We start from the raw sequence: 25,941 nt of genomic DNA, 5'->3' as shown, positions 1-25,941 counted from the left end.
CCCTCTGCCCGTTCGCCGCCTGGCCCGGGTCACGTCCCCATGCCTTTAGGAGGCACCCACAATGCCCGGTACCGTTCGCAGGCTTGCACGTAACCTCGGCGTCGATATCAGCTCGGACAACACCAACTGGCTGACGGTGCCGGGCCGCGTCGACAACGCACCCGCCTTCACCCCGACCAAGGCCGACTCGACCGACGTCGACTCCGGTGGCTTCAAGTCGATCACCGTCACCGACATGGCGTGGACGGTCGTCATCAAGTACAACCGGCTCTCCGTCGGCGGCACCCCCAACGCGGTGCAGCAGATGATCGAAGCGACCGAAGGGCAGTTCGGCGACTCCGGCGAACTGTACGTCCGCTGGTATGAGACCGACGGCGGGACCTACGCCAAGTCCGGCCGCGCCGTGGTCACCATCGTGCGCTCCAAGACCGGTGAGCCGGACCTGTCCGAGATCACCGCGACCTTCGACGGCGACGGAGCCGCGTCGACGATCAGCAATCCGTACGCCCCGGCGAAGGCCCCCGTCGTCCTGTCGGCCACCCTGTCCGGTGCTGCGGCCGGTGCCCAGGTCACCATCCTCGGTCAGTTCTTCACGGGTGTCGTCCCCGCGAGCGGCGTCAAGTTCGGCGCGGTCACCGCCACCGTCACCAGTGTCGTCAGCGACGGCACGATCGTCGCGGTAATGCCCGCAGGGTCGGCCGGCTCCGCGCCGGTCACCGTCACCAACGCCACCGGGGCCAGCAACGCACTGCCCTACACCCGCGCGTAAATGCGACGCTACGAAGCCCCGCCGTTGTCGTTCCCCATCGGTGACAAGGACTACGTCGTCCCACCGGTGGGGTTCGAGGCGGGCAACGAGATCCTGAAGGTGCTCTCGATGAGCCCCGCGCAACTCGAAGACGCGAAGATCACCAGCCAAGGCTTGTACAAGCTCGGGCTGAGTGACGCGCTGTGGGATCAGATGCTGGCCGACAACGTGCCGCATCATGCGATGTGGCGCGCCGGGCTGGCGTCGGTCATCCACTTCCAGACGCTGGCCGCGAACGGCACCAACGAGGCCGCACTGCTGGCAGCTGAAGGCGTGTGGGAGTCCGGCATCTCCCCGGAAGCACTGGCCGCCTGGATGGCGGCCCAACATCAGCAGAACCCCGGCGATTCGACCACCTCGCCAAGTGGGGCCAAGGCCGGATCATCGACGAAACCACGGGCGAATACGAGTGGTACGACCTCCAGTCGGACGCGTCAGAAAGCAACGGCGTCCCGTGGACGGAGCTCCTAGAGCAGTGGCCGCTGATCGCCGCTGACTTCGCCGGGGAGTACACCATCCGCCTGGCCCGGGAGTCGGACCAGTCGATGACCTGGTTCGAGTTCCGGGACCTGGTGGCCGGGCTCATGTCGAGCAATTCGCGGGTGGCGCGGTTCTTCGCGCCCAAGACGGAGCAACCCGGTGAGGCGGTGGACTGATGGCGGATGACATCGGCTCGATCGTCGGCTACCTCAAGCTCGACCGCTCCGACTGGAACCGTGGCTTCGATGAGGCCGAGGCTCGCGCTGACAGCCTGAAGGCGCACTCCCCGCGCATCGACATCCACGTCGATGTTGCGGCTGCCCTGGCCGCTCTGAAGGCCGTGCAGGTCGAAGAGAAGAAGGTCGCCGACGCCAACGTCAAGGTCAAGTCCACGGCCAAGGACGCGTCCGGTTCGGACGGCCTCGGCGCAATCGTCCAGGCGGCGCTGCTCATCGGCCCCGCTATTGGTCCGATCGCCGGGGCAGCGGTTGGCGCCGCCGGTGCGCTCGGGTTCATGGGCATCACTGGCATCCTGGCGTTGAAGGGCATCCAGAACCAGCTCAACGAGTCGACGGTGGCCGGCGCTGACTACCGCGAAGGCGTCACCGAGCTCAACACGATGCTGCAGCAACTGGAGGCCACCGCGGCCGGCGGTGTGCTCGGTGGGTTCAACTCCGCCGTCGCGCAGGCCCGGGACCTGTTCCCCGATCTGAACGGCGAAGTGGCCTACTTCGGGGTGAAGCTCGGCGACATCGTCTCCCACGTGCTGCCCGGCCTCATCGACGGCCTGCATACCCTGGAGCCGCTGTTCCAGTTCGTAGCCGAAGGTCTCGACCACGGCGCTCAGAAGTTCCAGTCATGGTCGGCAGCCAGCGGGGGCCTGGCGAAGTTCGGCGCGTACGCCGAGTCGGTGCTGCCCCAGGTGGTGGCCACCCTCTCCGACGTCGTGCAGATGGTCATCAAGCTCGGCACCGCGTTCTCCAGCACCGGAGTGACGGTTCTGTCCGTGCTCGACGACATGGCGCAGCTGATCAACGCGATCCCGCTGCCGGTGCTGCAGGCTCTCGCCGTCGCGGTGGAGACCGGTGTCGTCAGCTGGAAGCTGTACCAGGGCCTCACGTTCGTCAGCAACTTCTACGACAAGGTCACCGCCAAGATGGCGGCCAACACCGCCGCCAATGCCGCGAACACCGCGACGGCGGAGGCGAACGCCACGGCGCAGGCCAGCCTCTCCGCTGCTCAGGGCACCGCTTACGCCGCTGCTGACGCTCTCGCGGCTGCTGAGGCCGACCTCGCCGCCGCGAACGAACTGGCGGAGACGCAGGCCGCCGCGCTGACCGAGGTCACTTACACCCTCGGCGCGGGGTTCGAGGCCAACGCTGAGGCCGCGTACGCCTACGAGGTCGCCCTGGCCGCGCAGGCTGACGCCGCGGCCGCAGCTGCGACCGCGGCCGCGGGGTTGTCAGAGGCCAATGCTGCGCTCGCGGTCAGTGAAGACGCTGTCGCCGAGTCGGGCGCGGCCGCGGGAGTCGGGGTCTCCGCTGCATTCGGCCCGGTCGGAATCATCGTCGGTGTCGCTGCCGCTGCTCTCGCGGTGTTCGGGCTGGCCAACGCCCACTCCGCCAACGACACCCTGCAGAACGTCCAGGCCGTCCAGTCGCTCACCAGCGCCCTGGAGGCGTCCAGTGGCGCGCTGGATCAGAACGTCCGAGACCAGGTCATCAAGACCCTCGCCGACAAGAACGCCTACGCCCAGGCGACGCAGCTGGGGATCTCGCAGAAGACCCTCACCGACGCCGCGCTCGGCAACGTCGCCGCGCAGCAGGAAGTCGCCAAGGCCACGCAGGCGGCGACGGTGGCCGGCAACGTGCAGACCACCGGTCTGGGCAACGCGGTCATCGGCAACGACGCGCTGTCTCAGAGCCTGCGTACCCAGCAGGACGAAGACAAGAAGAAGGCGAAAACCGCTGGCGATCTGACCAAGACGATGACGGATCAGGCCGGGGTTTTCGCTGACGCCACGCAGCGCCAGGCGGACTACGCCGCGGCCGGCGGCACGGTCAACGCCGCGCTGGCCACGCAGGCGGCGACCCTGCAGGGCCACGCCGCGATCCTCGGAGCGACCGCCGACGACTACGCCGCCGCTACGACGGCGATGGCCCAGACGACCGCTCAGACCGCCCAGCAGACACTCGCGTTTCAGTTGGAGAACAACGCCGCGGGGCTCGTCAACGCCGCGCTGCAGACGATGGCCGGGCAGAACCTGTCGGTGGCTCAGGCTCAGACCGCCGCCGACCAGGCGGTCATGTCGGCGACTGATTCCCTCCGCAAGAACAAGGGCGTCGTCAATGAGCACACCAAAGCGGGCCTGGAGGATCGGCAGGCGATCGAGGGGGCCGCGTCTGCGCTGCGGGCGAAGCTGTCGGCTGACGCAGCCGCCGGGGACTCCTCGGCGCAGGCTACGAAGAAGTACAACGACAGCTCGGCGGCTCTGCTCGCGCAGATCGGGCGGCTCGACGGCACCAAGTCGGCGGCCTACAAGTACGCGCAGCAGATCCTGAAGATCCCGACGGTGGCGAAGACGCAGGCCGACTTCGACGCCGACGCCGCGACGAAGTACATCGCCGCATACGCCGCCAAGGTTCGGTCCATCCCGGTGAGTGTGCAGCTGTCGGTGGGTGTGAACGGTGACGCGATCATCGCTGGTGGGCAGCAGTCGCAACGCAACTCCCAGATCCCGAAGGCCGCACGTGCAGCTGGTGGGCCGATCGGGGAGGTACACGGGCCGGGCAGCCACGTCTCGGACAGCGTCCGGGCGATCAACACCGCCACGGGCGGCCAGGTAGCGCTGTCTGACGGGGAGTACATCGAGACCGCGGCGAGCGCCGCCATCAATAGCGCTGCGTTGGCCGCCGCCAACCGTGGCGCGAAGCTGGCCGTGGTCGGCCCGTCGGTGTCGAGTCCCGCGGCGGCTGCTGTGCGGGCGTCCTACGCCCAGACCGCTCCCGCAGCTGTTCCGCCGGCGCAGTCGATGCCCTCGACGTTGGTCATCGTCGATGCCGACGGGGTGCTGATGGGACGGATGCAGGTGGCCGTGGACCAGTCCCTCGGCCACGTCGCCCGCCAGATCGGTTACATCAATGGGAAGGCGACGTGACCACCACACCCCCGACACCCGCGCTCACCCCGCACACCAACGCCGCGCCGTGCCCGCGCATCGAGGTGCTTATCGCCACGATGCCGGGCGACGCGGTGACGATCACGGTCTACCGGTCGTGGTCGGGGCGGAAAGCTGCGGTGCGCGACGCCAACGGAGCGCCGGTGTCCGGGGACTTCCTGGTCATCGACTACGAGGCGCCGCTGGGCGTGCCGGTGTCGTACTCCTGCGTCACTACCGATGTGTCCGGCATTCCGTCCTCCGAGTCTGCGCTGTCCACACCCTCGACGTTGAGCGTGGTGCAGGCCTGGGTGCAGGACCCGCTGGATCCGTCGTCGGCCATGCCGATCGGGATGAACAAGCAGCAAGCGGGGATCTGGTTTCAGGTCGACTCGTTTTCCCAGTTGAGCTACGGATTGTCGTCGTCGGTCAGCGAGGTTATCGGTTCTGGGCTTCCGTTGGGCATCGCGGGTACCCGGCAGCAGGCGTCCGCTGTGCCGCTGCAGGTGAAGACCCGGACGCCGGGCCTTGCCGATCAATTCCGGGATCTGCTGGCGCAGGCCTACCCGCTGTGCCTGCGCACCCCCGTGAAGCTGCCGGTGCTCGACGGGCTGACCTATCTCGACATCCCGGTGATCACCGAAGCGCCGGTGATCACGCCGCCGAGCAGCACTTTCACCATGACGGTCCAAGCGATACAAGGCCCCGGCCTGGACGTGGTGGTTCCGGTGCGCACATGGGACGACGTGGCGACCGAGGGTGCGACCTGGAACGACATCGCTGCCTTGTACTCCACGTGGATCGACGTTCAGAGAGGCTGACCAATGCAGGACGTCTCCAGCAACTTTCTGGCGTCTCTCAAAGGATCGTTCGTCCCCACGGTGCAGGTAGACGCCTGGTACGACGGTGATCTGGTCGCGGAGAACTTGCAGGTGGTTTCGGGGTCGGTGACGCTTGATTCGACCCGCGCCATCATGGGCTCAGCGACGGTGGTTACCGTCAGCACAGACGGGTCACTGGCACCGACGTCGTGGGATTCACCGTTGGCCTGCTACGGCTCGGAGTTGCACATCCGAGCCGGAATTCAGATCCCGGCGTCGGGTCCAGAGGCGGTCAGTCTCGGCTGGTTCCGCATCGACGACTACGACGCCCCTCCGTACTTCCGTCGCGTCGGGTCTGGGCCGTCTAGCCAGTGGGTGGAGTCCGGAGTCCAGGTCACCAACACGTGTTCTGACCGGATGGCCGCGGTCGATGATGCGCAGTTCCTCGCACCGCAGCAGCCCGCGTCTCTGGCGTCCGCTCAGGACGAGATCACGTTGCTGTGCCAGGGCATTGTGGCGCTGGAGCCGATGACCGGCATCACCGATGTGGCGATCCCGGCGTCGTTGTCGTATCAGCAGTCGCGGGTGCAGGCCATCAGTGATCTGGCGGCGTTGATGGGCTGCACGGTGGCGATGTCACCGAATGGCGCTCTGCAACTCACCCCGACTGCGCTGGGCGCGTCGGTGTGGGACGTCACTGTCAACGACACAGGCGCATCGCGGATCGCGGCATGGGCACGGAAGGGCGCTCGGACCGGTCTCTACAACGCGGTCGTCTCCACCGGCACGGCATCTGACGGCACCCCGGTGCAAGGCGTCGCCAACCAAACGACCGGACCGCTGCGCTACGGGGGCCCGTTCGGGCACGTCCCGTTCGGGCATTCCTCGCCGCTGATCACCAGCGAGCCTGCGGCGGATACGGACGCGCTGACGACGCTGACGAACCTGCTCGCGGCACAGACGGTCGTGCTGCCGTTGCAGGTCCCGCCGAACACCGCGCTCCGCCCGTACGACGTGGTGACGGTGACTTTGCCGAACGGCACGCTCAGCGGGTCGGTGCAGTCGATGACGATCCCGCTGCCGCTGTCGACGATGACGGTCAACCTAGCGGTGCCGCGGTCGCAGGTGTGGGGCATCACGTGAGCAGCCCGCGGGTAGTTGACCCGTCCAGCCTCGGCCAGGTCGTCGCCGGCCAGAAGTACGTGCAGCCCACCGATGTCACCGTCGGGCTCGTCATCCTCGACTCGTCGGGCAACCCGCAGCTGTCTGTGGGTGGGGTGACGCAGGCCGGGGTGAAGTGGTTATGCGCGTCCCCGGTCAACACCGGGGACCGGATCCTGGTGTTGCTGCAGGCCGGTCAGTGCTACGCCGTCGGCCCGGTGTTCAACGCCTCGCCGCTGCCGCCCGCGGTCGGCGGAACGGTGCTCACCGTCCCCACCGATTCGGTGACGATCATCATCGACACGATCGCGGGGAACATCGAGGCGCGGTTCATCGACGGCTACACGCCACTGGCGGGTGACCCGGTGATCCTGATCTGGACCGGGTCGCAGCCCGTCGCCGTCCCTCAAGGGGTCACCGGCACCCCTTCGACGCCTACGCCCACGCCAGTGCCGGTCCCGAAGCCACCCCCTAAGCCGGCCACCCATACGGGGACCACCACATTTGTCGCGGCATCAGCTGCCTCCTACCGGGTCGGTGACGGGTGGCGTGACGACGCGAACGGCGACGTCATCCAAGGCACCGCTCCGGGCGTCTCCGGGGCGAACTCCGGTGCGTGGTTCTACGGTGGCCGACCGAAAGCGACCTTGGCCGGCGCGACGGTACGCAGCGCGCAGATCTACCTCGGTCGCACATCGGGCGGGACGTCGGCGTCTCAGAACCTCAACTTGCAGCGGGTCACCAACAACTCCCGGCCCGCTGGGGCGCTGACCTTCGCCGGGTCGGTGTCGACGATCGGGCTTGCCGTTGGGCAGAAGGGGTGGTTCACCATCCCCGCGGCGCTGGCGCAGGCGCTGGTCACCTCGGGCGGGTCGCTCGGCATCACCGGAAGCCCGTACATGCGGCTGTTCGGTCTCACGAAATCCGGCCAGGCCGGTGCACTCAAACTGACTTGGAGCCGCTGACATGTCGACGACTGCCGTTCACGGAATCCGTAAGGCTGCTGGTGGCGACGCTCCGACGATCGCCAACGCGATGCTCGGCTTCGACGACGTTGACGTCTTGCTGCCGGTCTACACCGCGACTGATCCTGGTGCGTCCGGCAAGCAGGGCCTGATCTGGGTGAACGCCACCACGGGTTCGATTCAGGTCAGCGACGGCACGTCGTGGGTCACCGTTTGGGGTGGGGTGAAGCGGCTCGTCGGCGGTGGGTTCATAGTCGGAGCCGCGTGGGACGGTGTTTCGCAGCTGATCCAATTCGACGCCACAGCGGTGGTGACGGTCAGTGCAGCGAACTGGCAGGTGAACCTGCCGACTGCGTTCCCCAATGGGCTGCTCAGTGTGCAGCTGACCCTCGGCGACGCTGCGTCACCCGCTGGGACGGTCACCAACCTGGATCTCGTCGTGTCCAGCTGCACCCTCGGCCGGCTGGTCGGTCAGGCGTGGGTGAAGGACGGGTCAGTCCCGCCGAACGGGAATTACCGGATAAATATTTCCGCGCTCGGCTGGTAGAGGGAAGGCAGGCAACCCAATGGGCACACGTTATGAGCAGTGAGCGGAGCGACGATGATCAATAAAACACGTGAAAAGGTCAGAGCCGCTGGCGACGTCATCAGCGCGGCCCTGGTCCGCTATGTCATCTACATCGGTGAAATCGCGATCGGTTTGTCCTACATCTTCGGACCGCCCCGGTTCTTCGAGTCCCCGATCTATGACTTCATCCACCAATCCCACATCCCCAATTGGATGTTCGGGGTGCTGTTCATCAGCGCTGGATTGTTGGTGGCGTTTCCCAATTTCCGGACTCGCATCCTCGGCTACGGCCTCGGGTTCACCCTCCGCTCGGCTTTCGCTGTGTCGGCGCTGGTCGCCACCCTTGACGGCAAGACGGCGGGCATCACGGCGATCACAGACTGGGGTGCGCTGGCGGTAATCAACCTGATCTGCCTCAAGGCGGTGACAGATAAGCACTTCGGCATCCCCTCCGTGGCCCGAACGATCGAAGGTGGCTGACGTGACATTCGACGTCGGAACGTTGGCTGCGTGGGGCACCCTCGCCGGTCTGGCAGCTGGTGCCGCGCGATTCGCGTTCGTCCAGTGGGGGACGCGCCGCGCCAAGGCTGAGGCCCACATCCAGGCCCTGATCGACGAGGCCGTGAGCGAGGACCGCCGCCGCGCTGAGGAAGCCCGCAAGTCGGAGCAGATCGCACACCTGCTTGAAGAGAACAGACGACTGAAAGGGGGCAGCTGATGACCACCGGGACCGCCTACGACGCGGCGTATCCGCCGCTCGACGCCGAGCTCGCCTCGGATGCCCTGTTCGTGTGTGCTTACCTCGACGGGCCGCACGCCTACACCAAAGCGAAGGTCGCAAAGATCCACGCCGAGGGTAAGGGTGTGCTGCTGAACCATGAGCGGCTACCGGGTCAGCTGCTCGGAGGTGCTGCCGCGGGTGTGCAGGCCGCGAAGGATGGCATGGCCGCGGCGGTCGCGCTCGGTGCGCCGACTGACGGCACGGTCGCGATCCACAACAGCGTGGATGTCTCCGTCCCGGCCGCGCAGGGAGTGACCCCCCAGTTCAAGTCCGTTGGGTCGGCGTTCGACTCGATCAAGTCGATCTATGCGGGGAAGTTTCTCGCTGGCGCGTACGGCGAGGGTGCGCTCATCGACTACCTGGCGGCGACGAAACGGATCCAGGTCAAGGGCTGGCTGTCGGGGTCGAAGTCGTTCCCCGGTTACAACCGGGCGTCCCCGAATGTCGGGATGTACCAGCTGGTCGGCACCGACATTCCTGGCACTGACAAGAACATCGTCACCGACGCCGAATCTCTCGGTGTGTGGTGGCCGGATGGGCACCCGTTGAAGCCCAACACGACAGGAGGTTTCCTCATGGCTCTCAGTGATGCTCAGCAGCAGCAGGTACTCGCGGCGGCGACTGGTCGGCAGTGCATCCTCGCGGTGCAGTGCCTCGACGGTGACAACAAGTCCGCTGTTGCGACTCGTGGTGCTCTCGGGTGGTCGCGGATCACCCCCACCACGCATGCCGTCTATGTCACCTACCAGATGTACTGCGGCGGTGGGCCGCTCGGTGTGAACGCCGCCCAGTACGCGGCGCTGCTGCGCGACGAGGGTGACGCGACCGAGACGATGCGTCTGCTCGCCGAGGTCGATCAGGTCGGTGCCGCGTTGAAGACCATCTCCGGGCAGATCGCGGCGATCACCACCTCGGGTGGGTCGGTGGACACCGCCCCGATCGTCGCGGAACTCGCCAACGCAACCGCCGCCTTGAACGCGCTCACGTCCAAGTCCTACAAAGCTGAGGTGACCATCTCGTGACTTTCACACGTGTTTTCCTGCTCGACCTGCTGGAGCGGGCCGGTAAGTCGTTCCTGCAGGCGCTCCTCGTCAGCGTCGGCTCCGCGAACCTCCTCGCCGCTCTCGACGCTGCGCACGCCGGGGATTACTCGGTTCTCCAGAAAACCCTTGGTGCAGCGGTCCTCGCCGGGGCATACGCGGGGGCGTCGGTGTTCACGTCGATCCTCTCCGGGCTGAAGACGGGCACCGCATCCGCGTCAGCGACGGTCGCGCAATCCACCCCGACAGCGCCCGCTGTGCTGCTGGCATTACCGATGGCCGAGCCCCCCGCGGTCCCCCCGTCCACGCTCGCCGCTGACGTGGCCGCGATCGCGGACCCCGCCAGCGTCGCCGCGCCGCCACCCACCGCCTGACCCTCCCCACCCAGCAGCCCGGACGCTCTCCGGGCTCTTAGGCGACCCCTTGGGAGGCTGCCGTGGTTACTCGCAGACTGGCCCGCAACTTCGGGCTCGACGTGTCCCGGGACGGCGCGGCCAACTGGCTGCGCTGCACCGGCGTCGTCGACTTCGGCGGCCCCGCCTTCACCCCGACGAAGGCCGACAGCACCGACGTCGACTCCGGCGGCTTCAAGAGCATCACGGTGACGGATCAGGCCTGGTCGATCGGGACGAAGTACAACCGGCTCTCGCTGTCCGGGCTGCCGGATCCGGTGCAGATGCTCATCGAGTCCACCGAAGGTCAGTCAGGTGGCGCTGGGGAGCTCTACATCCGGATCTACGAGACCGACGGCGGTAGCTACGCGGTCCAGGGCCGGGCAGTCGCGTCGCTGACCAGGTCGAAGACCTCCGAGCCTGATCTCTCCGAGATCACGGTCATGTTCGACGGGGACGGTGCGTGCGGCCAGATCTCCAACCCCAACGGAACACCGCGGCTGCCCGCGATCGTCTCCGCGCTGCCCGGTACGGCACCGACCGGGGCGCTGGTGACGATCACCGGCCAGAACTTCACCGGCACCACCGCAGTCGCGTTCGGCGCCGTCAACGCCCCGGGCTTCACCGTCCTGCTCAACGGCACGGTGATCGTCGTGCCGATGCCCGCCGGTGGCACTGACGCCACCACGGTCACCGTAACCAACGCCGTCGGGTCGGCCACGAACTACTACGGCGCGATCAACCTCGGCCAGCTGATCCTCACCGGCCCCGACGCCAACGGCGATTACGACGTCAACGGCACCGCGCTCATCGGTCCGGACCCGTCTGGCGACTACCACTTTCTGGCCGGTGTCGACCTGATCACGGTCCCCGGCGACGTCGTCCTCAGCCTCATCTGACCCTCCCGCTCGATAGCCCTGAAGCGAAGGAATCCGCATATGACCAAGCTCAGCACAATGCTGCTGTCGACGGCGACCGCACTCGATCCGCATTTCAAGAACGACCGGCAGCCGGTCGTCAATGCGGCCACGGAGTGGCACAACCGCCCCAACACCACCTTCCAGTCGACGCCCTACCCGCTGACGCGGTTCGGGTCGGTCGACAACGTCGGCGGCATCTGGGTCAACGAGCTGGACCACACCAGCGGCAAGCAGAAGAGCATCTATATCGAGCAGGCCATCCAGGATGACCACTGCACCGCTGCGGTGCACTCCGAGCCTGGTCACCGCACGCTGATGGCCTGGACGAAGCACAATTTCGACAACGTCATGCGGTTGCGGGTCGGTGCCCTCGACGGCTCCATTGACTCACTGGCCAACGTTCAGAGCGTCACGCTCACTTCGGGCGGGACGGCGATCTCCTACACCCAGATCGTGCGCCTGGTCGCCGCTTCGACCACGACGACCGACCAGTACTGGATCCTCACGCGCCGCTCCAACATCGCCTGGGAGATCATCCCGGTCGCGGTCAACATCGCGACCGGCACCGCCGTGTACGGCGCGGAGACGACCGTGTGGCGCAGCTCCGCGCACCAGCTGTACATCGGGATGGCCCACGACTACGCCGACAAGCGCGTTCCCGGGGCGAACCAGAAGATCCGGGTGTCGGCCTTCAACAACCCCGGTGACCGGGTGAGCGACGGTCTCGACAGCGCCACCTGGTACTTCGAGGTCGACTGCGTCACCGGCACCATGACGTGCCCGTCGATGCCCTCGATGACGGCCACCACCGTCCCCACCATCCAGAACTCCAACACTTCGGCCAACCTGCCGCTCGACCTGCCGGGGATCACCCCGCTGATCACGGAGACCGGCTCGCCTGGGGTCAACTCCCGGCGCGTCTTCCAGACTTGCGCGGGCCCGGACTCCCCGGCGATCGCCTACGCCGAAGGTGCGATCGCCACCCCGGACGCCTGGAACTACTTCGTCAAGGAAGCCGGGCCGCGCGTCGCCGGGCTGTTCAACGGCCTGGTCAACAACGGCGGCTACGCCAGCTGCGCCGCGCCGGGCACTGCGATGAGCACGACCGGCATGATCCTCGAGTTCGACTTCACGCTGCCGGCGACTGCTCAGGACTTCTTCATCTACCGGCAGTACCCGGGCCTGTTCTACGCCAAGGGCGGCGTCGACAACAACCTCACCGTCCTATTCAGGGACACGGGCGGCACCAACATCACGATCACGACGACGAGCACCCCGCTCGCCGGTTTGTGGGGGACGCGGCTACGGCTGCGGTTGGCGATCAACCCGACCAGCGCGGGCGTTGCCTTCACCGGCACGTCGATCGGCACCGTCGCGGCGCACACGGTGAAGTACGACGTCACCACCGACGGCGGCACGACCTACAGCACGTGGGGACCAGGCACAAAGGTCTTCACCGGTTCCACGGCACTCCCCGCATCAGCAACCGACCCGGTCGCCACCCCCACGACCTCCGGTGCCTCGCTCGGCGTCGCAGCGATTCACCTGCTCCGTATGGCGAAGGTCGACGGCACCAACACGTTGCTGACGAACTTCGAGAGCGGCTGGCCCGGTCACCAGGCGACCTACACCGACACCACCGGCAACGCCTGGACCCTGACCGGTGGCGCGATCGTGGAGCGCACCACTGAGGCGGCGATCCCCTACACGTGGACGGTTCGCAGCTACGGCCCGGCGGGCACGCGGGTCGGCTACAGCACCGACGCCAACTACCTGGCCGGCGGGGCGTTCCAAAGCCCCAGCTACAAGCGGCAGGTGGTGTTCGCGAAGACCGACGGCACCACCGAAACGCTGACCCTCTTCACCCGTCAGGTCGATGGCGTCACCGACACAGCCACGGTGCTGCTCACCCAGCCGACCGGCTCGGGGCGGGTGATCCGCCCGTACTTCCCGGACTGCCCGACCGGGCCCGCCCCGTACATCGTCACCTACGCCAACGCCACCTTCTACGGCACCGACTACACGCAGTACAACATGGACCGAAAGCTGGTGGGCTGAGATGGCCAACAAAATGCTGATCGTCGAGATCAAGGTGCCGGACGTCGACGTGGCGCAGCTCTACGGCTGGTTCGCCACCCGCAGCGAGGCGCAGGCCTTCATCGAGCGCTGCAAGACGCCCGACGGTGACGGAGACATCGGCCCGGACAACGCCTGGGCCAAGGCGAAGTTCCGCACCGTGCCGGCCAACCCGACGAAGCACACCGCCGAGACGGTGAACCACTGATGACGACGCAGACGCAGCTGGCGTTCGATGCCACCACGTTCTCCTACGGCCTCGGCATCGACGACAGCCGCCCGGATTCCCCGAACGAGGGCAACCCGTCGGAGATCCAGTACTACGACGGCGGGCAGGCGAAGCTCAACGCCGCCGGGGCGGCCGTGCTGACCGCTCAGAAGTGCAAGGCCCATCTCTGCGGCGACGGCCAGACCCGCTCCGTCGTCAGCGGCGCGGTGCACACCAAGGGGAAATACACGTTCTTCCCCACCACAGCGCACCCGGTCATCACCGTCGATGTGCCGGTGAAGCTGCCCCAGGGCGCCGGGGCCTGGCCGGCGATCTGGATGCGGCCGGTCAGCAACATCAACACCGGTGAGATCGACATTGTCGAGTACATCCGGGCCACGTTCAACTGGCACCACAACACGCTGGCCAACGGCGGCTGGCAGCTCGGCTCGACCGACTACGGCAACGGCATCGACCTCAGGGGCTACAACACCTTCGGCGTGGCCTGGTCGCTGAACACCCTGAAGTTCCGCCTCAACGGCGTCACCCGCGCCACCTTCACCGACGTGGACTTCCCCGGGAAGATCCCGGCCGAGCCGTACTACCTGATAGCCAACCTGGCGGCCACGAAGAACCTGGTCAGCCAGCAGCAGATGCTCGTCGGCCCCATCACCGTCACCCAATAGGAGACTCGATGAATCTGAAACTCAGCAAGGCGATGATCGCCCCCGCGATCGTCGGCGCTCTGATCGGTGGCGGCATCACTGCCGCGGCCGGCGCGACCAGCTCGGCCACCACGTCGGCGTCGATCGTCGCGGGCTGCACGACCTGGACCACCACGAAGATCAGCTGCGTGAAGGTCACCCCCGCACCGACGCCCGCACCTGCTCCGGCGTCGGGCTCGGCCACCCCGCCGGCGCCGCCGTCCAGCACCCCGGCTCCGACTCCGGTGGTCAGCCCGTCCGGGTTCCCCGACGCCTCCAACACCGGCCCCACCGGGGCCCTGACGGCGAAGTCCGGCGACGTTACCGTCGCGGCCGGTGCGACCCTGTCCAACGTGGACATCTCCGGCGCGGTGACGCTCAAAGCCGGGGCGAAGCTGATCAACTCGAAGGTCCGCTGCATCGGTGAGAGCAACTGGTGCCTGAGTCTGGGCGCCAATGACACCGTGACGAATGTCGAGGTCGGTGGCGGCGTCGACGGGTCGACCTACAACGGGGCGATCGGGATCTATACCGGCGGCCCGAACAACGTGCTGAGCAAGGTCAACATCCACCACACCTCCGACGGCATCCGTCTCGACGGCGGGACCACGCTGCAGGACTCCTACATCCATGACCTGGTGATCAACCAGATTCCCGGTGTGCACTCGGACGGCATCCAGATGACCCAGGCGACCGCCCCCGTCGTGCTGACCCACAATTCGTTCCAGGGCGGCACCAACGACGCGGTGTTCGTGCAGGACATCGGCTCTCAGACCATCTCGGCGACGGGGAACCTCTTCACCGCCGACGACACCGGCGGCAACCAGACCTCGTACGGCTTCGCCGCCTACACCGCCGGGCATGTCACCCTCACCGGCAACGTCTTCGGCTCCGGCTGGGAGGTCACGCCCTACAGCGTCCCGTCCGGCTCGACGGTCTCCGGCAATGTGAATACCGCCGGCAAGCCGATCTGACAGCCCCCAGCACCGCGCTCAGCGCCCCTCAGCCTCTTCGGAGGTTGGGGGGCGCTTTTCGTCGTTCAGGAGCCGAGCGTGAGCGTCGGCGAGCGCTGCATCTGATCCTTGGTGAACTTCACCGTGCCCCGGTGCGTGACGGTGACGCCGTAGAACGGCACCTCGGGAACTACTGCCGCGAAGGTGAAGACGCAGGTCGAGCCGACGGCTTCACCCTGGCCCAGCTGGGTGATGGCGAGCGTCTTGCCGGTGTCGTCGGCGATCGTCACCTCAGCACCGTTGACGACGTCGGTGTAACCGCCCGGACCGGAGCATTCGTCGCCGAACGTCTGGAGATCGACGCCGCTGGAGTAGGGCGTCAGGATGAGCTGCCCGTGCACTGGCATCGACGCTGAGGGAGCGGAGTCGTGGTGTGTGACGGCCAGCGTGGCTCCCACGGTCGCGCCGATCAGCGCAATGGTTGCGACGATGGCCACCGGCACCACCCAGCGCGGCCGCCTGCGCTCCAGTGGCTGCTCGGCTATCGCGGGTGCCGTGGAGATGGATTCCGTCATGCACGGACAATACGGCCTCACATCCGCTTCACGGAAGAGGGCTAGGCCACCCCGGCCATCGAGCGCTGGATGTCGTCCAGCTCGACCTCGGTGTAGATCTGAGTGGTGCGGAGGTCCGCGTGGCCCAGTACCTCCTGGGTGGCACGCAGGTTCTTCTCAGTGTTGTAGAACTTTTTCGCGAACCGGTGGCGCAGGGTGTGGCACGTCCAGCCGGGCGGCAGCGCCCTGGAGACGGTCACCCCTACGTGCGCCGGGGACAGGTGGCCCTGGTGTTTCCCGGGGAAGATGTAGCCGTTCCCAGCATCGCGCAGCCGCCACGCCAGCGAGGGCACCAGCACCACCCGGCGCTCGCGGCGGCCTTTGCCGTGCACCTGCAGAATCCACGCCCCGCTCTCGGCCACGGTCAGATCGCGAGAATGCACCACCGCGATCTCGCCGCGGCGCAGACCGCCGAAGCCCGCGAGCTCCAGCATGAGGCCCAGGCGGCGGTCCGGCGTGAGGATGGCCATTCGGAAAATCGACTCTGGGCATGGCCGCGAGTATGCCGGCGGCACCTTGACCGGCGGCAGCAGCGCGGCCGGGTCGCGGCTGATCCGGCCGGTGATGTGCGCCCAGTGATAGAAGCTGCGCAGCGCGCCCTGGTAGGAGCGGCGGGTGTTCGGCTTCCAGACGTGCGAGCTAAGCCATTTAGCCAGCGTGTCGACGTCGACCGCGTAAGGCGCTACGGCCCAGTGATCACGGGCGAATCGGCGCATCTGGTACTCGCGTTGGCCGACCGTTGATTCTGGCTTGGACGCCGATCTCAGGTAGTGGAGCCAGTTCTCCACTTCAGTGCCCCATGTGCTCATGCTCAACGGTTTTACTCGCTAAAAGTTGCGCTGGGAAATTGGTGTGTGCATGATCTCCTCACGCAAAACTCACGCGGTGCGCGGCAGTTGAAGCACGTCCGCAAGTGCGACCGCGCCGACGGACTCGGACCCCGAACCATCGAACCAGCGGGTTCGGGGTTCAAGTCCCTGACGGCGCACATAATCCCCGCAATTGCTGGGCTGTAGAGGGTTCATCTCTGCATGTCCAAGGTCGATACCGAAATAATCCCGAGAATTGACCGCGTGAAAGCCCATCACAGGACCGCCATTCCCGCCACGACATTGGCCCGGTTGCGCCCAAGATAGACGTTCTGAGTCATCGCTGGGTTGGCGTGCCCTGCGAGGTCGGCAATCGCAGCGATGGGCACGCCTTGCTCGCTCAGCAAGGTTACCGCCGTCCTGCGCAGAGTGTGTGGCGTTGCCCAGGGCAGACCGGCAGCGTCGAGCACCTGGCGCAGGCATCGGGCGACGTTACGCCGGTCTCTCGGTCGGCTGGCCTCACCAGCCCTTGGCGACTTGAAGACGAAGCCATCGGTGCCCTTGACGGCTGCACGCTGGCGCAATCGCTCCACAAGTCGCGGCGACAGGCTAAGGCGACGTTCAGCGCTTGCAGACTTGGTGCCACGGATGAGTGCGGTAGGAACGTCGGCGGTGAGGTCGATATCTTCCCACTGCTGAGTCAGCGCCTCGGTAATACGGCAGCCGGTCGCAGCCATCCACCACACAATGTCCGCAGCGTCGAGACGCGCTGCCATCTCGTGCTCGTCGGCAACACGCAGAAGGTGGTCCCGCTCTTCGCGGGTCAGCGCTCGGCTGGTGTCTCGCGCTGATGACTTCTTCTTCGCAGCCGCCTTCACGGGGCGAATGTCGCGCATTGCGTTGTAGTCGAGCACGCCATCCTCTACGGCGAAGCGCAGGATCGAAGACAGCACGCTACGAGTGGTCTTGGCGGTGCCAGCACCGCGCTCGTCGGCCACGCCTTGCAGGAACTGACGTAGCACGGGCACTCGGTTCGCTTCGCGCAGGGTCAGCGCGGCGAGACTGGTATCCGCGATCACGCGGTCAAAGGTCGATTGGTACTGACCCAGCGTGTTGGGCGAGAGGGCCGAGCGCTTGACCTCGGCTAGCCACAGAAGCCCAGCCGCCTCTACCGTGCTGTCCGTGCGCACCGTCGAGCCCGTACGCTTCGTCTCCCAGCTCGACAGGGTCAACTTGAGCGCGTGCTCGGCCTTGGGCGCGGTGGTGGCGAACCGCTCGACAGCGACCGACTTGCCGTCCTTGTCGCGATAGGTGGCGATGGCACGGTAGCGCTGCACGCCTTCGGCTGCCTTGCCTCTCAACGGCTGCGAGTCGGTGGACGCCTTACGCCAGGTGCGCTTGGTCAGCTCGACCTCAACCGGCTCAAGCCTGGTCTGTCGAATGACCGTGATCGCACCGTGCGTGCCTGGTGTTGTCTTCGCTCGCGCCACTGACTTTCCCCTTTGTGTATCGAAGCGTTCCTGTCGAGAGCGTACACCATTTTTCGGTATTAATATCGGGGTTCGTGGCGAATGTTTGAGCGCCAGATTGACGAGAGGCTTGACCGTGCGCGGCTTGGTTTGCGCTGGACCGACTATGACTAGGACGAGGTTGGAACGCGGCTCTCGGATGACCTCGCAGCCGCGCAGCTGCATCTTGATTGCTCTCGTGCATCGCGTGCAGAGCTGGCGATCGGGAGCGGCTGCCTTTCGATGCGTGGGGGTATGACCCGCAGAGCGTCCCTGGCAGGCACCGCCAGTGTTAGCAGCAAGGAACTTGCCACAGTTCTGGGGTCGTCGGAACCGGAGATCTTGAGGGAGCTCGCCTCGTCTGAGCGCGAGAACCTAAGCGCTCGGACGACGCTGTGGACCTGGTACCAAGGTGGAGGGGTGAGCGTTGCTCTGCGTTGATTTCGCAGCCGCGTGCGGCACGCCCTGCGGTGACCACCGCGCCGGAGTGCAGACCGAGCTGGCCCTGCACTCCGGCGCAGACGGGTCAGCCGGCCTTTGACACCAGCGTGAAGGTGGCCTCGATTGCTCCCCCTCCGGTGTCGGTCGGACGAGTCGCGCCGATGACCACCGCTTCGACTCGGCCGAGCCCGGCATAGGCCCGACCGATCTGAGCCTCCGAGCCGGAGATGAGTTTGCGGATGTAGGTCGATACCTCGTGCTGACGGCCACGACCTGGCGTGCAGTACAGCTCGGCACGGACTACGACACGGCGCAGGCCGTCTGACCCCTCGCTGTCCGATACCAGCGTCGCCTTGCCGCCACCGTTGGCCGTGCGAGCAAGAGCCCCGACATTGCCGCTTCCCGACTCGCCATTGACGAGCTGGACACCGACCGTTGGTGCATGCGGTCTGGTCTCCTGCATGCTGGCGGCAACCTCACCTCCGATGCTGCTGGCGATGCTGCTGGCGAAGCTCTTGACATCGACCGACTGCCCTGTCGCAACGATGACGACCGGCGGCCAGGCGACAATTGGACCGACCTCCTGCCGGTCCGCTTCGCCACCGTCGATCGGCTCAGAGGCTGTGTGCTCAGAAGTTGAATACTCCTCGAAGCGCCAGCGGTCCGCGTCTTCCAGCGCCGTGAGTACCTGCTCGCCGTCAAGGGAGCGGTGACGACGACCTCGGACGTAGATCAGCTCCAGCTCGCCGCTGAGCATGCCGTTGGCGTTGCGCTTGTAGGCCCCCTTCTGCCACACGATGAGACGCGGCTCAGCCCCGGCGACGTAGGCCAGGCCTGTGGGATTGATGGCTGTGGCCTCGGCATCGACGTTGAGCTTCTGCCCCAGGATGCGAGCAGCGGCATCGGCCAACGTCACGTCACTGGCGACGTATGCCCGCTTGGCCCGCTCCAGCTCCTGCTCTGCCGCACTGAGCAGCCGAGGCAGGCGCTCCCCGGCCTCGACCTCGGCAAGCACGTAGTCGAGCGCTGAATGACTCTCGCTGTCGCCTCGCTGCCAGCCAGCCTTGATTACCTCCAGCGCGGACTGAGCGCCTGTCTTAGCCACGGTCCACGTCCGTACGGCGTGGTCAGCGTCGCCCAGTCGTACCTGAGATGCCTCGGCCTCGGCCTGCCACGACGGTGGCGGTGGTGTTGCAGCGGCGGTGGTGTTCTTGGTTGTCACTTGGGGGATTGCCCTTCTGTTGGGTGATCAGCGGCGGAAGTGCCGATGACGTCTTGGGATTGCGCTCAGCGTTGCCGCCGCGTAGGGCGAAGGCGAAGCCGAGCCCGCAGCGGCGAAGAACGCCTGGTTCCTATGGCTGTGGGGGCTTCGCCCCCCACCAAGCGCTCTACGTTGTACGCACAGCGAAGAACGCCTGGTTCCTATGGCGATGGTCAGTCGAAGCCTGGAACTCTGGCGCGTCGCTCCAGGCGTTCGACTTTCAGGACCGCAGCTTGCGCTCGAAGGTCGCTCGCTTGCGTCTTCCAGCCCATCGCTTCGAGCGTCTCTGCCTCGGCCAGGAGTTCACGCTCCTTGGCGCTTCGGTAGCCGTCGCTCGAACTAGCCGTAGTAGTAGGTGATGTAGTCATGGGGGACGTAGTCCCCTCTGGTGTAGTAGGAAGGGATGTAGTCAAAGTTGATGTAGTAGAACCTGATGTAGTCCCTGATGTAGTAGTCGGCAGATTTCGACCATTCGACGTGTCACGATCTGCCGGTACGAGCGTGTCGCTTTCTGCCGGTATGGAAATGTCACGATCTGCCGGTACGGAAGCGTCGGCATTTGCCGGTACGAGCGCGTCGTTTTCTGCCGGTATGGAAGTGTCGGCATTTGCCGGTACAGCTACCTTCCGCTTCCGCTCCCGCTCCTTGCGCTTCGCTTCGATCACCGACGCTGGCAGTACCCCCAGCCGGTACTCGTTGCACCGCCGCGAGCTCCGAGGCGCTTCGCAAACCATCACGAGCACGCCTCTGGCTTCGAGGTCACGAAGCGCGCCTCTCACCTGTCGCTCACTTACGCCGATGCCGTCCGCGATGGTCTGCTGACTAGGACGGATGCCCGTACCGTCGCCGTCCGCATAGCTAGCCATCGCCACCGCGACGGCAAACAGGCGCTGTCCAAGGTCGGCCTTCGCTGCGTCCTGTATCCATTTCAGCTTGAACGGTGGCGACTTACCCCCGACGCTCGACTTCGCGCCACCGCTGGACCCAGACCCCACGGACGCTGGGCTGCCCCAGTCTTCGTCCGTTGCCGGTACGGCCAGCGCGCTAGTGCCTGTCATACCTCCACCACGGGCACGCGCTCACGCTTGCGCACCGGCAGTCCAGCCAGCGCCTCGGCCGACAGGTTCCGAGAGTGGACCTGAAAGCGCTGCCCCGACGCGCTCGCCACCTTGGCGACGCTGACGCGGAATGGACCAGTATCGACTTCGAGCACCGTGCCGTTGGGGAGCAGGCCAAGCTCTTCCAGGTCAAGCGTTACCTGCGGCGCACTGGGCACGGTTCGCCAACGTGGCGCGCCACCGTTCACCTTCTCCCAGCTCACGCGGCGACCTCGCCTTCGGTCAGGTATGCGACTACGTCTGACTTCCAGTACCTCGGCAAGCTCCCAAACCGAACCCATCGCGGTCCAGCTCCTGCGCACCGCAGGTTCGCCAGGTGCCCTACCGAGCACTTGACGAGGTCTGCTACTTCGACCGGCTCCAGAAGCCGATCACTGTCCCCTACTGGCCCAATCTTCGAGCCGTCCCTGTTGTTGCCCACTGATGATGCCTCCTGTTTTTCCTCGTGACCCCTGTGGTATCTCGATGAAACAACCCTATCACATGATAGCCCTAGGTTGCATTAACACCCACCTCTTGCACACCATAGAGTCTCATGCAATGATCGAGACATGGCGATCTCGCATTCGAAGAACAGTCCGGCATGGACTCAGGGACTCAAACCGCAGCCCGACTGGGCAATCGAAAACTCGGACGTGTCCGAGGAGGGTTGGGAGGTCTGCGTCCGATGGTGGGGCTCGGCCAGCGACGACGCCCCCGCGCAGGGACCGAAGGAAGTCATCATTCGACCAACATCCGAGCTGACACCAGAGGCGCTGAAGCGCGGCATCACTGCTGGAGTAATGCGCAACTTGGTTCCGATTGCCGGTGCGCTAATCGGCCAGGTAGGCGAGACCGAGTCGGAGGCGAAGTTTCGAGCAACCATCAAGACCCTTGCGAGCGAGTTGCCAAGGACGCCACGCGAGGCCCCTGACGTGTACTACGCAGGACTTCTGCGGATCTTCGAGATACTTGACGCGGTCAGCACCGAGCCGATCAACGAACTTGTGCGGGCCATCGGCGGCGACATATCGAAGGACACGGTAAAGACACGCCTTCGAACAGCTCGCCAGCGAGCAGCGCGCCAACCGTGAGTGTCGCAGCGTGTCAGCGTGCGGTCGGTGACACCATTACGCGGTGACACAGGGACCGCACGGCACGAGTGACGAACTCTGGGACGGCGTCGCGCTACTCGTCGGGCGCGTCGTCATTGAAGCCTCGCGACTCGAATTCGTCGCTGCTGGCGCGATGTACGCACTACTTGCGAGCCAGGTCGGGTCAGCCGTGACTACCGGCCAGTCGTGGTCGTTCGTCTATCAGTCTTCGCTGAAGCTGATCGAGACACGGGAACGGCTCGTCCGAGCGACTGGAGGCGACGTGACGCCGTATCCAGCGATGCGGACCACGTTTGAACGCGCCAACAAGCTCATGGATCAACGCAACGAAGTCGTTCATGGCTTCTGGTTTCCCGCTGGCGAGAACCCTGACGGCTTGCCGCAGACGGCTCTCCAGAAGCGCTCTGGTCCTCCCCGCATGAGCAAGTGGTCACCTGATCAGCTGGCGCAACTCAGGACGGATATCAGAGCGTCCGTCGAGCAACTGGGCGCTCTGATGGGTCGTCTGGCGCAGCTTCACCCAGTTGCCGCCCATTGAGTGAGCAGCGGCGGCCAGGCCAGAGTCGTCTAGTACAGCTCGCACGTGTCGAGCGGCGCAATCGCGTAGGCAGCCATGCCGTCCACCGTGCCGATTGACTCACCGTCGAACGCCAGCCCGTAGCCAGCAGCGTAGAGCGCTCCGACGGCTTCGTTCCAGTCCTGCTCTTGGATGCTCCCAGCGCCGACCCTCGCAACGGTGCCGTCTGCCAAGGTCTCCATGAGCGGCATCGGGTCGGCCACATCAGCGCCAGGGTCCGGCATCAAGAGCACGCCATCCTCTGCATCGGCGTCGAGTCGGACAGTTGCGGTCCCGTATTGGTACTCAGCGATCACGTGAAACTCCCCTTCGTTGGGGTCAGCTCGGTACCGAAAGAATACCGAAAATTGAGCATGAACGGCGATGTTTGCGAATTATCTCTGCTGGCACTGTTCCTTGTTTTTGCTGGTCAATCTGGCTCAGCGTGATCCTGGCTTATGCTCCTGCCCCTACTCAGCGGGTTCGGGGTTCAAGTCCCTGACGGCGCACCAGCTTCACTCCTCGATCGCGCTTGCGATCTTGATCTCGACTCGCGCGCCATGCTGTGCCAGCTGCGCGGCAATCTGAGTCGCGCTTGCCTCGTCGATCTCGGCTATGACCGTGCTCGGCACGTCCCTAACCAAGTGGTAAGCGGGTTTCAGGGCCAATCCGGTGACCGACCGCACTTCCTTGATCAGCGGGATGTTCTGGGAGCGAGCGCCGACGTCGAGGAGCAAGACCAGGTGCCCCCCCTGACGGCCACTGCGGCGCCTCGATCGGCTCGGCGGCCTTGGCGGCCTTGGCGGCCTTGGCGGCCTTGCCTTTGCGGTAGTCACTCCTCAAGTTGTACCAAGCCACCAGGAAACCAACCCACCACCATCCGTGACCGGAGTCTGGGGAGCCGGTCAGCCACTGCCCGCACTGCACGATCAAAAAGCCAATGAGCAGTCCGAACCAATCCCAGTTTCGAGGGTTGAGGGCTGATCGCAGTTGCACCGGCGGATCTTCTCACAAACAGCGACTTAACAGAACACACCAGTCAAGTCCCTCACGGGGCACCAAGACAACAACGCCGACCCCGGGCAACTCGCCTGGGGTCGGCGTTGTTGATTTCAGTCGCGCTCTGAGCTTGCCCCAGCGCTAGCCCGGCTGGCCGAAATCTTCTGTGAGCCACAATTTGCCAGTAGCCGAATCGAGGACGACATCGATGCCGACCTGGGTGTACTTCGTGCTGAGAATGTTCACCCGGTGACCGTCATTTGGCGCCACCTCGGCCATCATCTGCCCATCCAGGCCCAGCGCGCCCGAAGTCGACAGGTTGGTGCTCCAACCGATGTTCTCGGCGCAGGCACTCCACCCGTAGCCGACTCGCGCCAGCCGGCTGGATAGACCCGCCTCGCCCGACACCTGGTGGGCCATGACGTTGGCCGACGCCATGGCCAGATTGTGGTTGTGGGCCGCAGCGACCAGCGAGCCGCTCATGTGCAGCGCCGGGGCACCGTACTTCGCCCGATCCGCGTTGAGCCGCGAGAGCACCGAGTAGGCGATCGACGAGCTGACCGGGAGGGAACTGGCCTTCACCACAGGCTTCACCGCGGGCTTCACCGCGGGCCGAGGAGCCGCCTTGGCCTTTGGCTTCACCGTCGCCTTAGGCGCGGCTTTGGGCGTGACCTTCGACTTCGACGGGACACGAGTCGATGGCTGTGACGCGCGGTGAGTTGCGGAGCGCTCAGAGCTGGAAGACGGCCAACTCGGCGCCGCATCCGGCTTGGCAGTCGGAGCTGGCTTGGCACTCGGGCCCGACGTAAGCCTCGGGGCCTGCGTCGTCGGACGCGCCGACGGCGAGGATGAGGGCAACGGGGCGACCGGAGTCGGCATGGCTAGTCGCATAAGCCGCAGCGAGGCCGGAGTACCGACGAAGTGAGGAGTGGGGGGAACCGGCAGGGTGACCGGCGCTCGATCGTCAGAGGCGTCGCCGAACGCATTCGCCGCGCTGACCATGCCGACCGTTCCAGCGGCGAGAGCGACTATTGAGACGATGAGGATATGTGCTCTGCAGTATTGGGCCAAAGACCGCATGAGGAGACCTTCTGGTAATCCCCAGCGTTGGCATCCCCGACAGATGTATTAATACGATAACAGCCTTAGCAACACAGTGCATCCTGGTAATCACGTAAAGTTTGTGTGTGGTAATGCAACGAGCAGAGGAGTGACCATTACCGGTCAATCCTCTGCTCGTTGGAATTGCTAATTCAATTAGTCGCCAGGATCAGCTCAGGCGCTCGATGATCATGGCCATACCCTGACCGCCGCCGACGCACATGGTCTCCAGGCCGAACTGCTTGTCATGCGTCTGCAGGGAGTTGATCAGGGTCGCCGTGATGCGAGCTCCAGTCATGCCGAACGGGTGTCCTACGGCGATCGCGCCACCGTTGACGTTCAGTCGGTCCATGTCGATGCCGAGCTCGCGCTGCGACGGCAGCACCTGGGCGGCGAACGCCTCGTTGATCTCCACGAGGTCGATGTCGGCCACCGACATACCCGCCCGGGCCAGCGCCCGCTTGGACGCCTCAACCGGGCCGAGCCCCATGATCTCCGGGGAGAGACCCGAGACCCCGGTGGCGACGATACGGGCCAGTGGCGTCAGCCCGAGTTGTGCGGCTTTGGTGTCGCTCATGATGACCAGCGCAGCGGCCCCGTCGTTGAGCGGACAGCAGTTACCGGCTGTGATGCGGCCATCCGGGCGGAAGACGGGCTTGAGCCCGGCCACCGCCTCGTAGGTGACGCCCGCGCGCGGGCCGTCGTCCTTGCTCACCACGGTGCCGTCCGGCAGCGTCACCGGCGTGATGTCGCGAGCCCAGAAGCCGCTCTCGTTGGCCTTCTCGGCCAGGTTCTGCGACCGGACACCGAAGTGGTCCATGTCTTCCCGGCTCACGTTCTTCAGCAGCGCCACGTTCTCAGCGGTCTGCCCCATGCTGATGTAGACGTCCGGGAGCAGGCCGTCCTCGCGCGGATCATGCCACTCCGACGCCCCATTCGCCGCGACCTTCTCGGTGCGCTCGCCGGCTTCGGCGTAGATGGGGTTCTGGCTGCCCGGCCAGCCGTCAGCGCTGCCGATCGCGAACCGCGAGACGGTCTCGACGCCGGCTGAGATGAAGACCTCGCCCTCCCCCGCCTTGATCGCGTGAAAGGCCATTCGCGACGTCTGCAGCGACGAGGAGCAGTACCGATTGACGACGGTGCCGGGCAGGAAGTCATAACCGAGGCCGACGGCGATCGTGCGGCCGATGTTAAAGCCGCCCTCTCCGGCCGGCTGGCCGCAGCCGACCATCAGGTCGTCGATCTCGCGAGGATCGAGGGAGGGGACCTTGTCCAGCGCCGCGCGCACCATCTGGACGGCGAGATCGTCGGGGCGCATCGAGGCGAGCGACCCCTTGACGGCACGACCGATCGGCGATCGCGCGGTGGAAACGATTACGGCTTCTGTCATTGGGTCTGCTCATTCC

General features: G+C 65.8%; 29 protein-coding genes. 19 read left to right on the top strand and 10 right to left on the bottom strand.

What is annotated here, in order from left to right; translation table 11 throughout:
- Positions 1-61 precede the first annotated feature (61 nt).
- The 16 genes from CPH63_RS10325 (at position 62) to CPH63_RS10245 (ending at position 15,055) form a co-directional block, all read left to right on the top strand.
- Positions 62-769 (top strand): phage tail tube protein, encoded by a 708-nt coding sequence (locus CPH63_RS10325; protein WP_096302889.1) that lies wholly within the window; start codon positions 62-64, stop codon positions 767-769.
- A gap of 24 nt (positions 770-793) precedes the next feature.
- A complete protein-coding gene (locus CPH63_RS10320) occupies positions 794-1,279 on the top strand; it encodes a hypothetical protein (protein WP_096302888.1) in 486 nt (161 codons plus the stop codon).
- Positions 1,280-1,463: 184 nt separating this feature from the next.
- The gene (locus CPH63_RS10315; RefSeq protein WP_096302887.1) at positions 1,464-4,445 is read left to right on the top strand and encodes a hypothetical protein; all 2,982 of its coding nucleotides are present in this window, start codon (positions 1,464-1,466) and stop codon (positions 4,443-4,445) included.
- Positions 4,442-5,266, top strand: coding sequence for a hypothetical protein (locus tag CPH63_RS10310; RefSeq protein ID WP_096302886.1), 825 nt, complete (start codon positions 4,442-4,444; stop codon positions 5,264-5,266). The genes CPH63_RS10315 and CPH63_RS10310 overlap by 4 nt, the downstream gene beginning before the upstream one ends.
- 3 nt (positions 5,267-5,269) lie before the next feature.
- Positions 5,270-6,409: a DUF5047 domain-containing protein gene (locus CPH63_RS10305; RefSeq protein ID WP_096302885.1), complete on the top strand. Its 1,140-nt coding sequence runs from the start codon at positions 5,270-5,272 to the stop codon at positions 6,407-6,409.
- Entirely contained in the window at positions 6,406-7,392 is a 987-nt protein-coding gene (locus CPH63_RS10300; protein WP_096302884.1) for a hypothetical protein, read from the top strand. The genes CPH63_RS10305 and CPH63_RS10300 overlap by 4 nt, the downstream gene beginning before the upstream one ends.
- A 1-nt stretch (position 7,393) precedes the next feature.
- The gene (locus CPH63_RS10295) at positions 7,394-7,939 is read left to right on the top strand and encodes a hypothetical protein (RefSeq protein WP_096302883.1); all 546 of its coding nucleotides are present in this window, start codon (positions 7,394-7,396) and stop codon (positions 7,937-7,939) included.
- Positions 7,940-7,978: 39 nt separating this feature from the next.
- Positions 7,979-8,440, top strand: a complete 462-nt coding sequence (locus CPH63_RS10290; protein WP_157749440.1) for a hypothetical protein — start codon at positions 7,979-7,981, stop codon at positions 8,438-8,440.
- A 1-nt stretch (position 8,441) separates the two neighbouring features.
- A complete protein-coding gene (locus CPH63_RS10285) occupies positions 8,442-8,678 on the top strand; it encodes a hypothetical protein (protein ID WP_157749439.1) in 237 nt (78 codons plus the stop codon).
- The gene (locus CPH63_RS10280; protein WP_096302880.1) at positions 8,678-9,763 is read left to right on the top strand and encodes a glycoside hydrolase domain-containing protein; all 1,086 of its coding nucleotides are present in this window, start codon (positions 8,678-8,680) and stop codon (positions 9,761-9,763) included. Before CPH63_RS10285 ends, CPH63_RS10280 begins: the two co-directional genes overlap by 1 nt.
- Positions 9,760-10,155, top strand: a complete 396-nt coding sequence (locus CPH63_RS10275; protein ID WP_096302879.1) for a hypothetical protein — start codon at positions 9,760-9,762, stop codon at positions 10,153-10,155. The genes CPH63_RS10280 and CPH63_RS10275 overlap by 4 nt, the downstream gene beginning before the upstream one ends.
- A 62-nt stretch (positions 10,156-10,217) precedes the next feature.
- Positions 10,218-11,072, top strand: a complete 855-nt coding sequence (locus tag CPH63_RS10270) for a phage tail tube protein (RefSeq protein WP_096302878.1) — start codon at positions 10,218-10,220, stop codon at positions 11,070-11,072.
- 39 nt (positions 11,073-11,111) lie between these two features.
- Positions 11,112-13,151 (top strand): hypothetical protein, encoded by a 2,040-nt coding sequence (locus CPH63_RS10265; RefSeq protein ID WP_096302877.1) that lies wholly within the window; start codon positions 11,112-11,114, stop codon positions 13,149-13,151.
- A gap of 1 nt (position 13,152) precedes the next feature.
- Positions 13,153-13,377: a hypothetical protein gene (locus CPH63_RS10260; RefSeq protein ID WP_096302876.1), complete on the top strand. Its 225-nt coding sequence runs from the start codon at positions 13,153-13,155 to the stop codon at positions 13,375-13,377.
- Positions 13,377-14,063 (top strand): family 16 glycosylhydrolase, encoded by a 687-nt coding sequence (locus CPH63_RS10255; RefSeq protein WP_096302875.1) that lies wholly within the window; start codon positions 13,377-13,379, stop codon positions 14,061-14,063. The genes CPH63_RS10260 and CPH63_RS10255 overlap by 1 nt, the downstream gene beginning before the upstream one ends.
- A gap of 8 nt (positions 14,064-14,071) precedes the next feature.
- Positions 14,072-15,055 carry a hypothetical protein gene (locus CPH63_RS10245; RefSeq protein WP_157749438.1) on the top strand — a complete coding sequence of 328 codons (984 nt, stop codon included), beginning with the start codon at positions 14,072-14,074 and terminating at the stop codon, positions 15,053-15,055.
- A 65-nt stretch (positions 15,056-15,120) separates the two neighbouring features.
- Here the strand turns inward: CPH63_RS10245 and CPH63_RS10240 are convergent, their stop codons facing one another.
- From CPH63_RS10240 to CPH63_RS10220, 6 genes are all read right to left on the bottom strand, one after another.
- Positions 15,121-15,609, bottom strand: a complete 489-nt coding sequence (locus tag CPH63_RS10240; protein ID WP_096302872.1) for a hypothetical protein — start codon at positions 15,607-15,609, stop codon at positions 15,121-15,123.
- A gap of 41 nt (positions 15,610-15,650) precedes the next feature.
- Entirely contained in the window at positions 15,651-16,457 is an 807-nt protein-coding gene (locus tag CPH63_RS10235; protein ID WP_197704655.1) for a tyrosine-type recombinase/integrase, read from the bottom strand.
- Positions 16,458-16,732: 275 nt separating this feature from the next.
- Entirely contained in the window at positions 16,733-18,151 is a 1,419-nt protein-coding gene (locus CPH63_RS10230; protein WP_096302871.1) for a site-specific integrase, read from the bottom strand.
- A 340-nt stretch (positions 18,152-18,491) separates the two neighbouring features.
- A complete protein-coding gene (locus CPH63_RS10225) occupies positions 18,492-19,628 on the bottom strand; it encodes a hypothetical protein (protein ID WP_096302870.1) in 1,137 nt (378 codons plus the stop codon).
- 212 nt (positions 19,629-19,840) lie between these two features.
- Entirely contained in the window at positions 19,841-20,725 is an 885-nt protein-coding gene (locus CPH63_RS23670) for a helix-turn-helix domain-containing protein (RefSeq protein WP_157749437.1), read from the bottom strand.
- Complete coding sequence (locus CPH63_RS10220; protein ID WP_096302869.1) at positions 20,722-20,988, bottom strand: hypothetical protein; 267 nt, start codon at positions 20,986-20,988, stop codon at positions 20,722-20,724. The genes CPH63_RS23670 and CPH63_RS10220 overlap by 4 nt, the downstream gene beginning before the upstream one ends.
- Positions 20,989-21,336: 348 nt before the next feature.
- Here CPH63_RS10220 and CPH63_RS10215 point away from each other — a divergent pair, with 348 nt between their 5' ends.
- Both CPH63_RS10215 and CPH63_RS10210 read left to right on the top strand, forming a co-directional pair.
- Complete coding sequence (locus CPH63_RS10215; protein WP_096302868.1) at positions 21,337-21,858, top strand: hypothetical protein; 522 nt, start codon at positions 21,337-21,339, stop codon at positions 21,856-21,858.
- A 43-nt stretch (positions 21,859-21,901) separates the two neighbouring features.
- Positions 21,902-22,417, top strand: a complete 516-nt coding sequence (locus tag CPH63_RS10210) for a hypothetical protein (protein WP_096302867.1) — start codon at positions 21,902-21,904, stop codon at positions 22,415-22,417.
- Between the two features lie 29 nt (positions 22,418-22,446).
- Here CPH63_RS10210 and CPH63_RS10205 read toward each other — a convergent pair whose 3' ends face one another.
- The 3 genes from CPH63_RS10205 to CPH63_RS22220 all read right to left on the bottom strand — a co-directional run bounded on the left by CPH63_RS10205 (position 22,447) and on the right by CPH63_RS22220 (position 24,076).
- Entirely contained in the window at positions 22,447-22,752 is a 306-nt protein-coding gene (locus CPH63_RS10205; RefSeq protein WP_096302866.1) for a hypothetical protein, read from the bottom strand.
- Between the two features lie 198 nt (positions 22,753-22,950).
- Positions 22,951-23,172, bottom strand: coding sequence for a ribosomal protein L7/L12 (locus CPH63_RS10200; RefSeq protein WP_157749436.1), 222 nt, complete (start codon positions 23,170-23,172; stop codon positions 22,951-22,953).
- Positions 23,173-23,575: 403 nt separating this feature from the next.
- Positions 23,576-24,076 carry a CAP domain-containing protein gene (locus tag CPH63_RS22220; protein WP_206745674.1) on the bottom strand — a complete coding sequence of 167 codons (501 nt, stop codon included), beginning with the start codon at positions 24,074-24,076 and terminating at the stop codon, positions 23,576-23,578.
- 145 nt (positions 24,077-24,221) lie between these two features.
- Here CPH63_RS22220 and CPH63_RS22215 point away from each other — a divergent pair, with 145 nt between their 5' ends.
- A complete protein-coding gene (locus tag CPH63_RS22215) occupies positions 24,222-24,359 on the top strand; it encodes a hypothetical protein (protein ID WP_157749434.1) in 138 nt (45 codons plus the stop codon).
- Between the two features lie 345 nt (positions 24,360-24,704).
- Here the strand turns inward: CPH63_RS22215 and CPH63_RS10190 are convergent, their stop codons facing one another.
- Complete coding sequence (locus CPH63_RS10190; RefSeq protein ID WP_096302863.1) at positions 24,705-25,925, bottom strand: acetyl-CoA C-acetyltransferase; 1,221 nt, start codon at positions 25,923-25,925, stop codon at positions 24,705-24,707.
- Between the last annotated feature and the right edge of the window lie 16 nt (positions 25,926-25,941).

The sequence above is a fragment of the Jatrophihabitans sp. GAS493 genome (assembly GCF_900230215.1).
Classification (GTDB): domain Bacteria; phylum Actinomycetota; class Actinomycetes; order Mycobacteriales; family Jatrophihabitantaceae; genus MT45.
The sequence above is the reverse complement of the archived record's forward strand: the minus strand, read 5'-3'. Positions and strand labels throughout refer to the sequence as shown.

Coding starts and splice junctions, on each gene's coding strand:
- CPH63_RS10325 (WP_096302889.1), top strand. CDS start 62: ATGCCCGGTACCGTTCGCAGGCTTGCACGTAACCTCGGCGTCGATATC.
- CPH63_RS10315 (WP_096302887.1), top strand. CDS start 1,464: ATGGCGGATGACATCGGCTCGATCGTCGGCTACCTCAAGCTCGACCGC.
- CPH63_RS10305 (WP_096302885.1), top strand. CDS start 5,270: ATGCAGGACGTCTCCAGCAACTTTCTGGCGTCTCTCAAAGGATCGTTC.
- CPH63_RS10295 (WP_096302883.1), top strand. CDS start 7,394: ATGTCGACGACTGCCGTTCACGGAATCCGTAAGGCTGCTGGTGGCGAC.
- CPH63_RS10280 (WP_096302880.1), top strand. CDS start 8,678: ATGACCACCGGGACCGCCTACGACGCGGCGTATCCGCCGCTCGACGCC.
- CPH63_RS10265 (WP_096302877.1), top strand. CDS start 11,112: ATGACCAAGCTCAGCACAATGCTGCTGTCGACGGCGACCGCACTCGAT.
- CPH63_RS10260 (WP_096302876.1), top strand. CDS start 13,153: ATGGCCAACAAAATGCTGATCGTCGAGATCAAGGTGCCGGACGTCGAC.
- CPH63_RS10255 (WP_096302875.1), top strand. CDS start 13,377: ATGACGACGCAGACGCAGCTGGCGTTCGATGCCACCACGTTCTCCTAC.
- CPH63_RS10245 (WP_157749438.1), top strand. CDS start 14,072: ATGAATCTGAAACTCAGCAAGGCGATGATCGCCCCCGCGATCGTCGGC.
- CPH63_RS10240 (WP_096302872.1), bottom strand. CDS start 15,609: ATGACGGAATCCATCTCCACGGCACCCGCGATAGCCGAGCAGCCACTG.
- CPH63_RS10235 (WP_197704655.1), bottom strand. CDS start 16,457: ATGAGCACATGGGGCACTGAAGTGGAGAACTGGCTCCACTACCTGAGA.
- CPH63_RS10230 (WP_096302871.1), bottom strand. CDS start 18,151: ATGCAGCTGCGCGGCTGCGAGGTCATCCGAGAGCCGCGTTCCAACCTC.
- CPH63_RS23670 (WP_157749437.1), bottom strand. CDS start 20,725: ATGACAGGCACTAGCGCGCTGGCCGTACCGGCAACGGACGAAGACTGG.
- CPH63_RS10215 (WP_096302868.1), top strand. CDS start 21,337: ATGGCGATCTCGCATTCGAAGAACAGTCCGGCATGGACTCAGGGACTC.
- CPH63_RS10190 (WP_096302863.1), bottom strand. CDS start 25,925: ATGACAGAAGCCGTAATCGTTTCCACCGCGCGATCGCCGATCGGTCGT.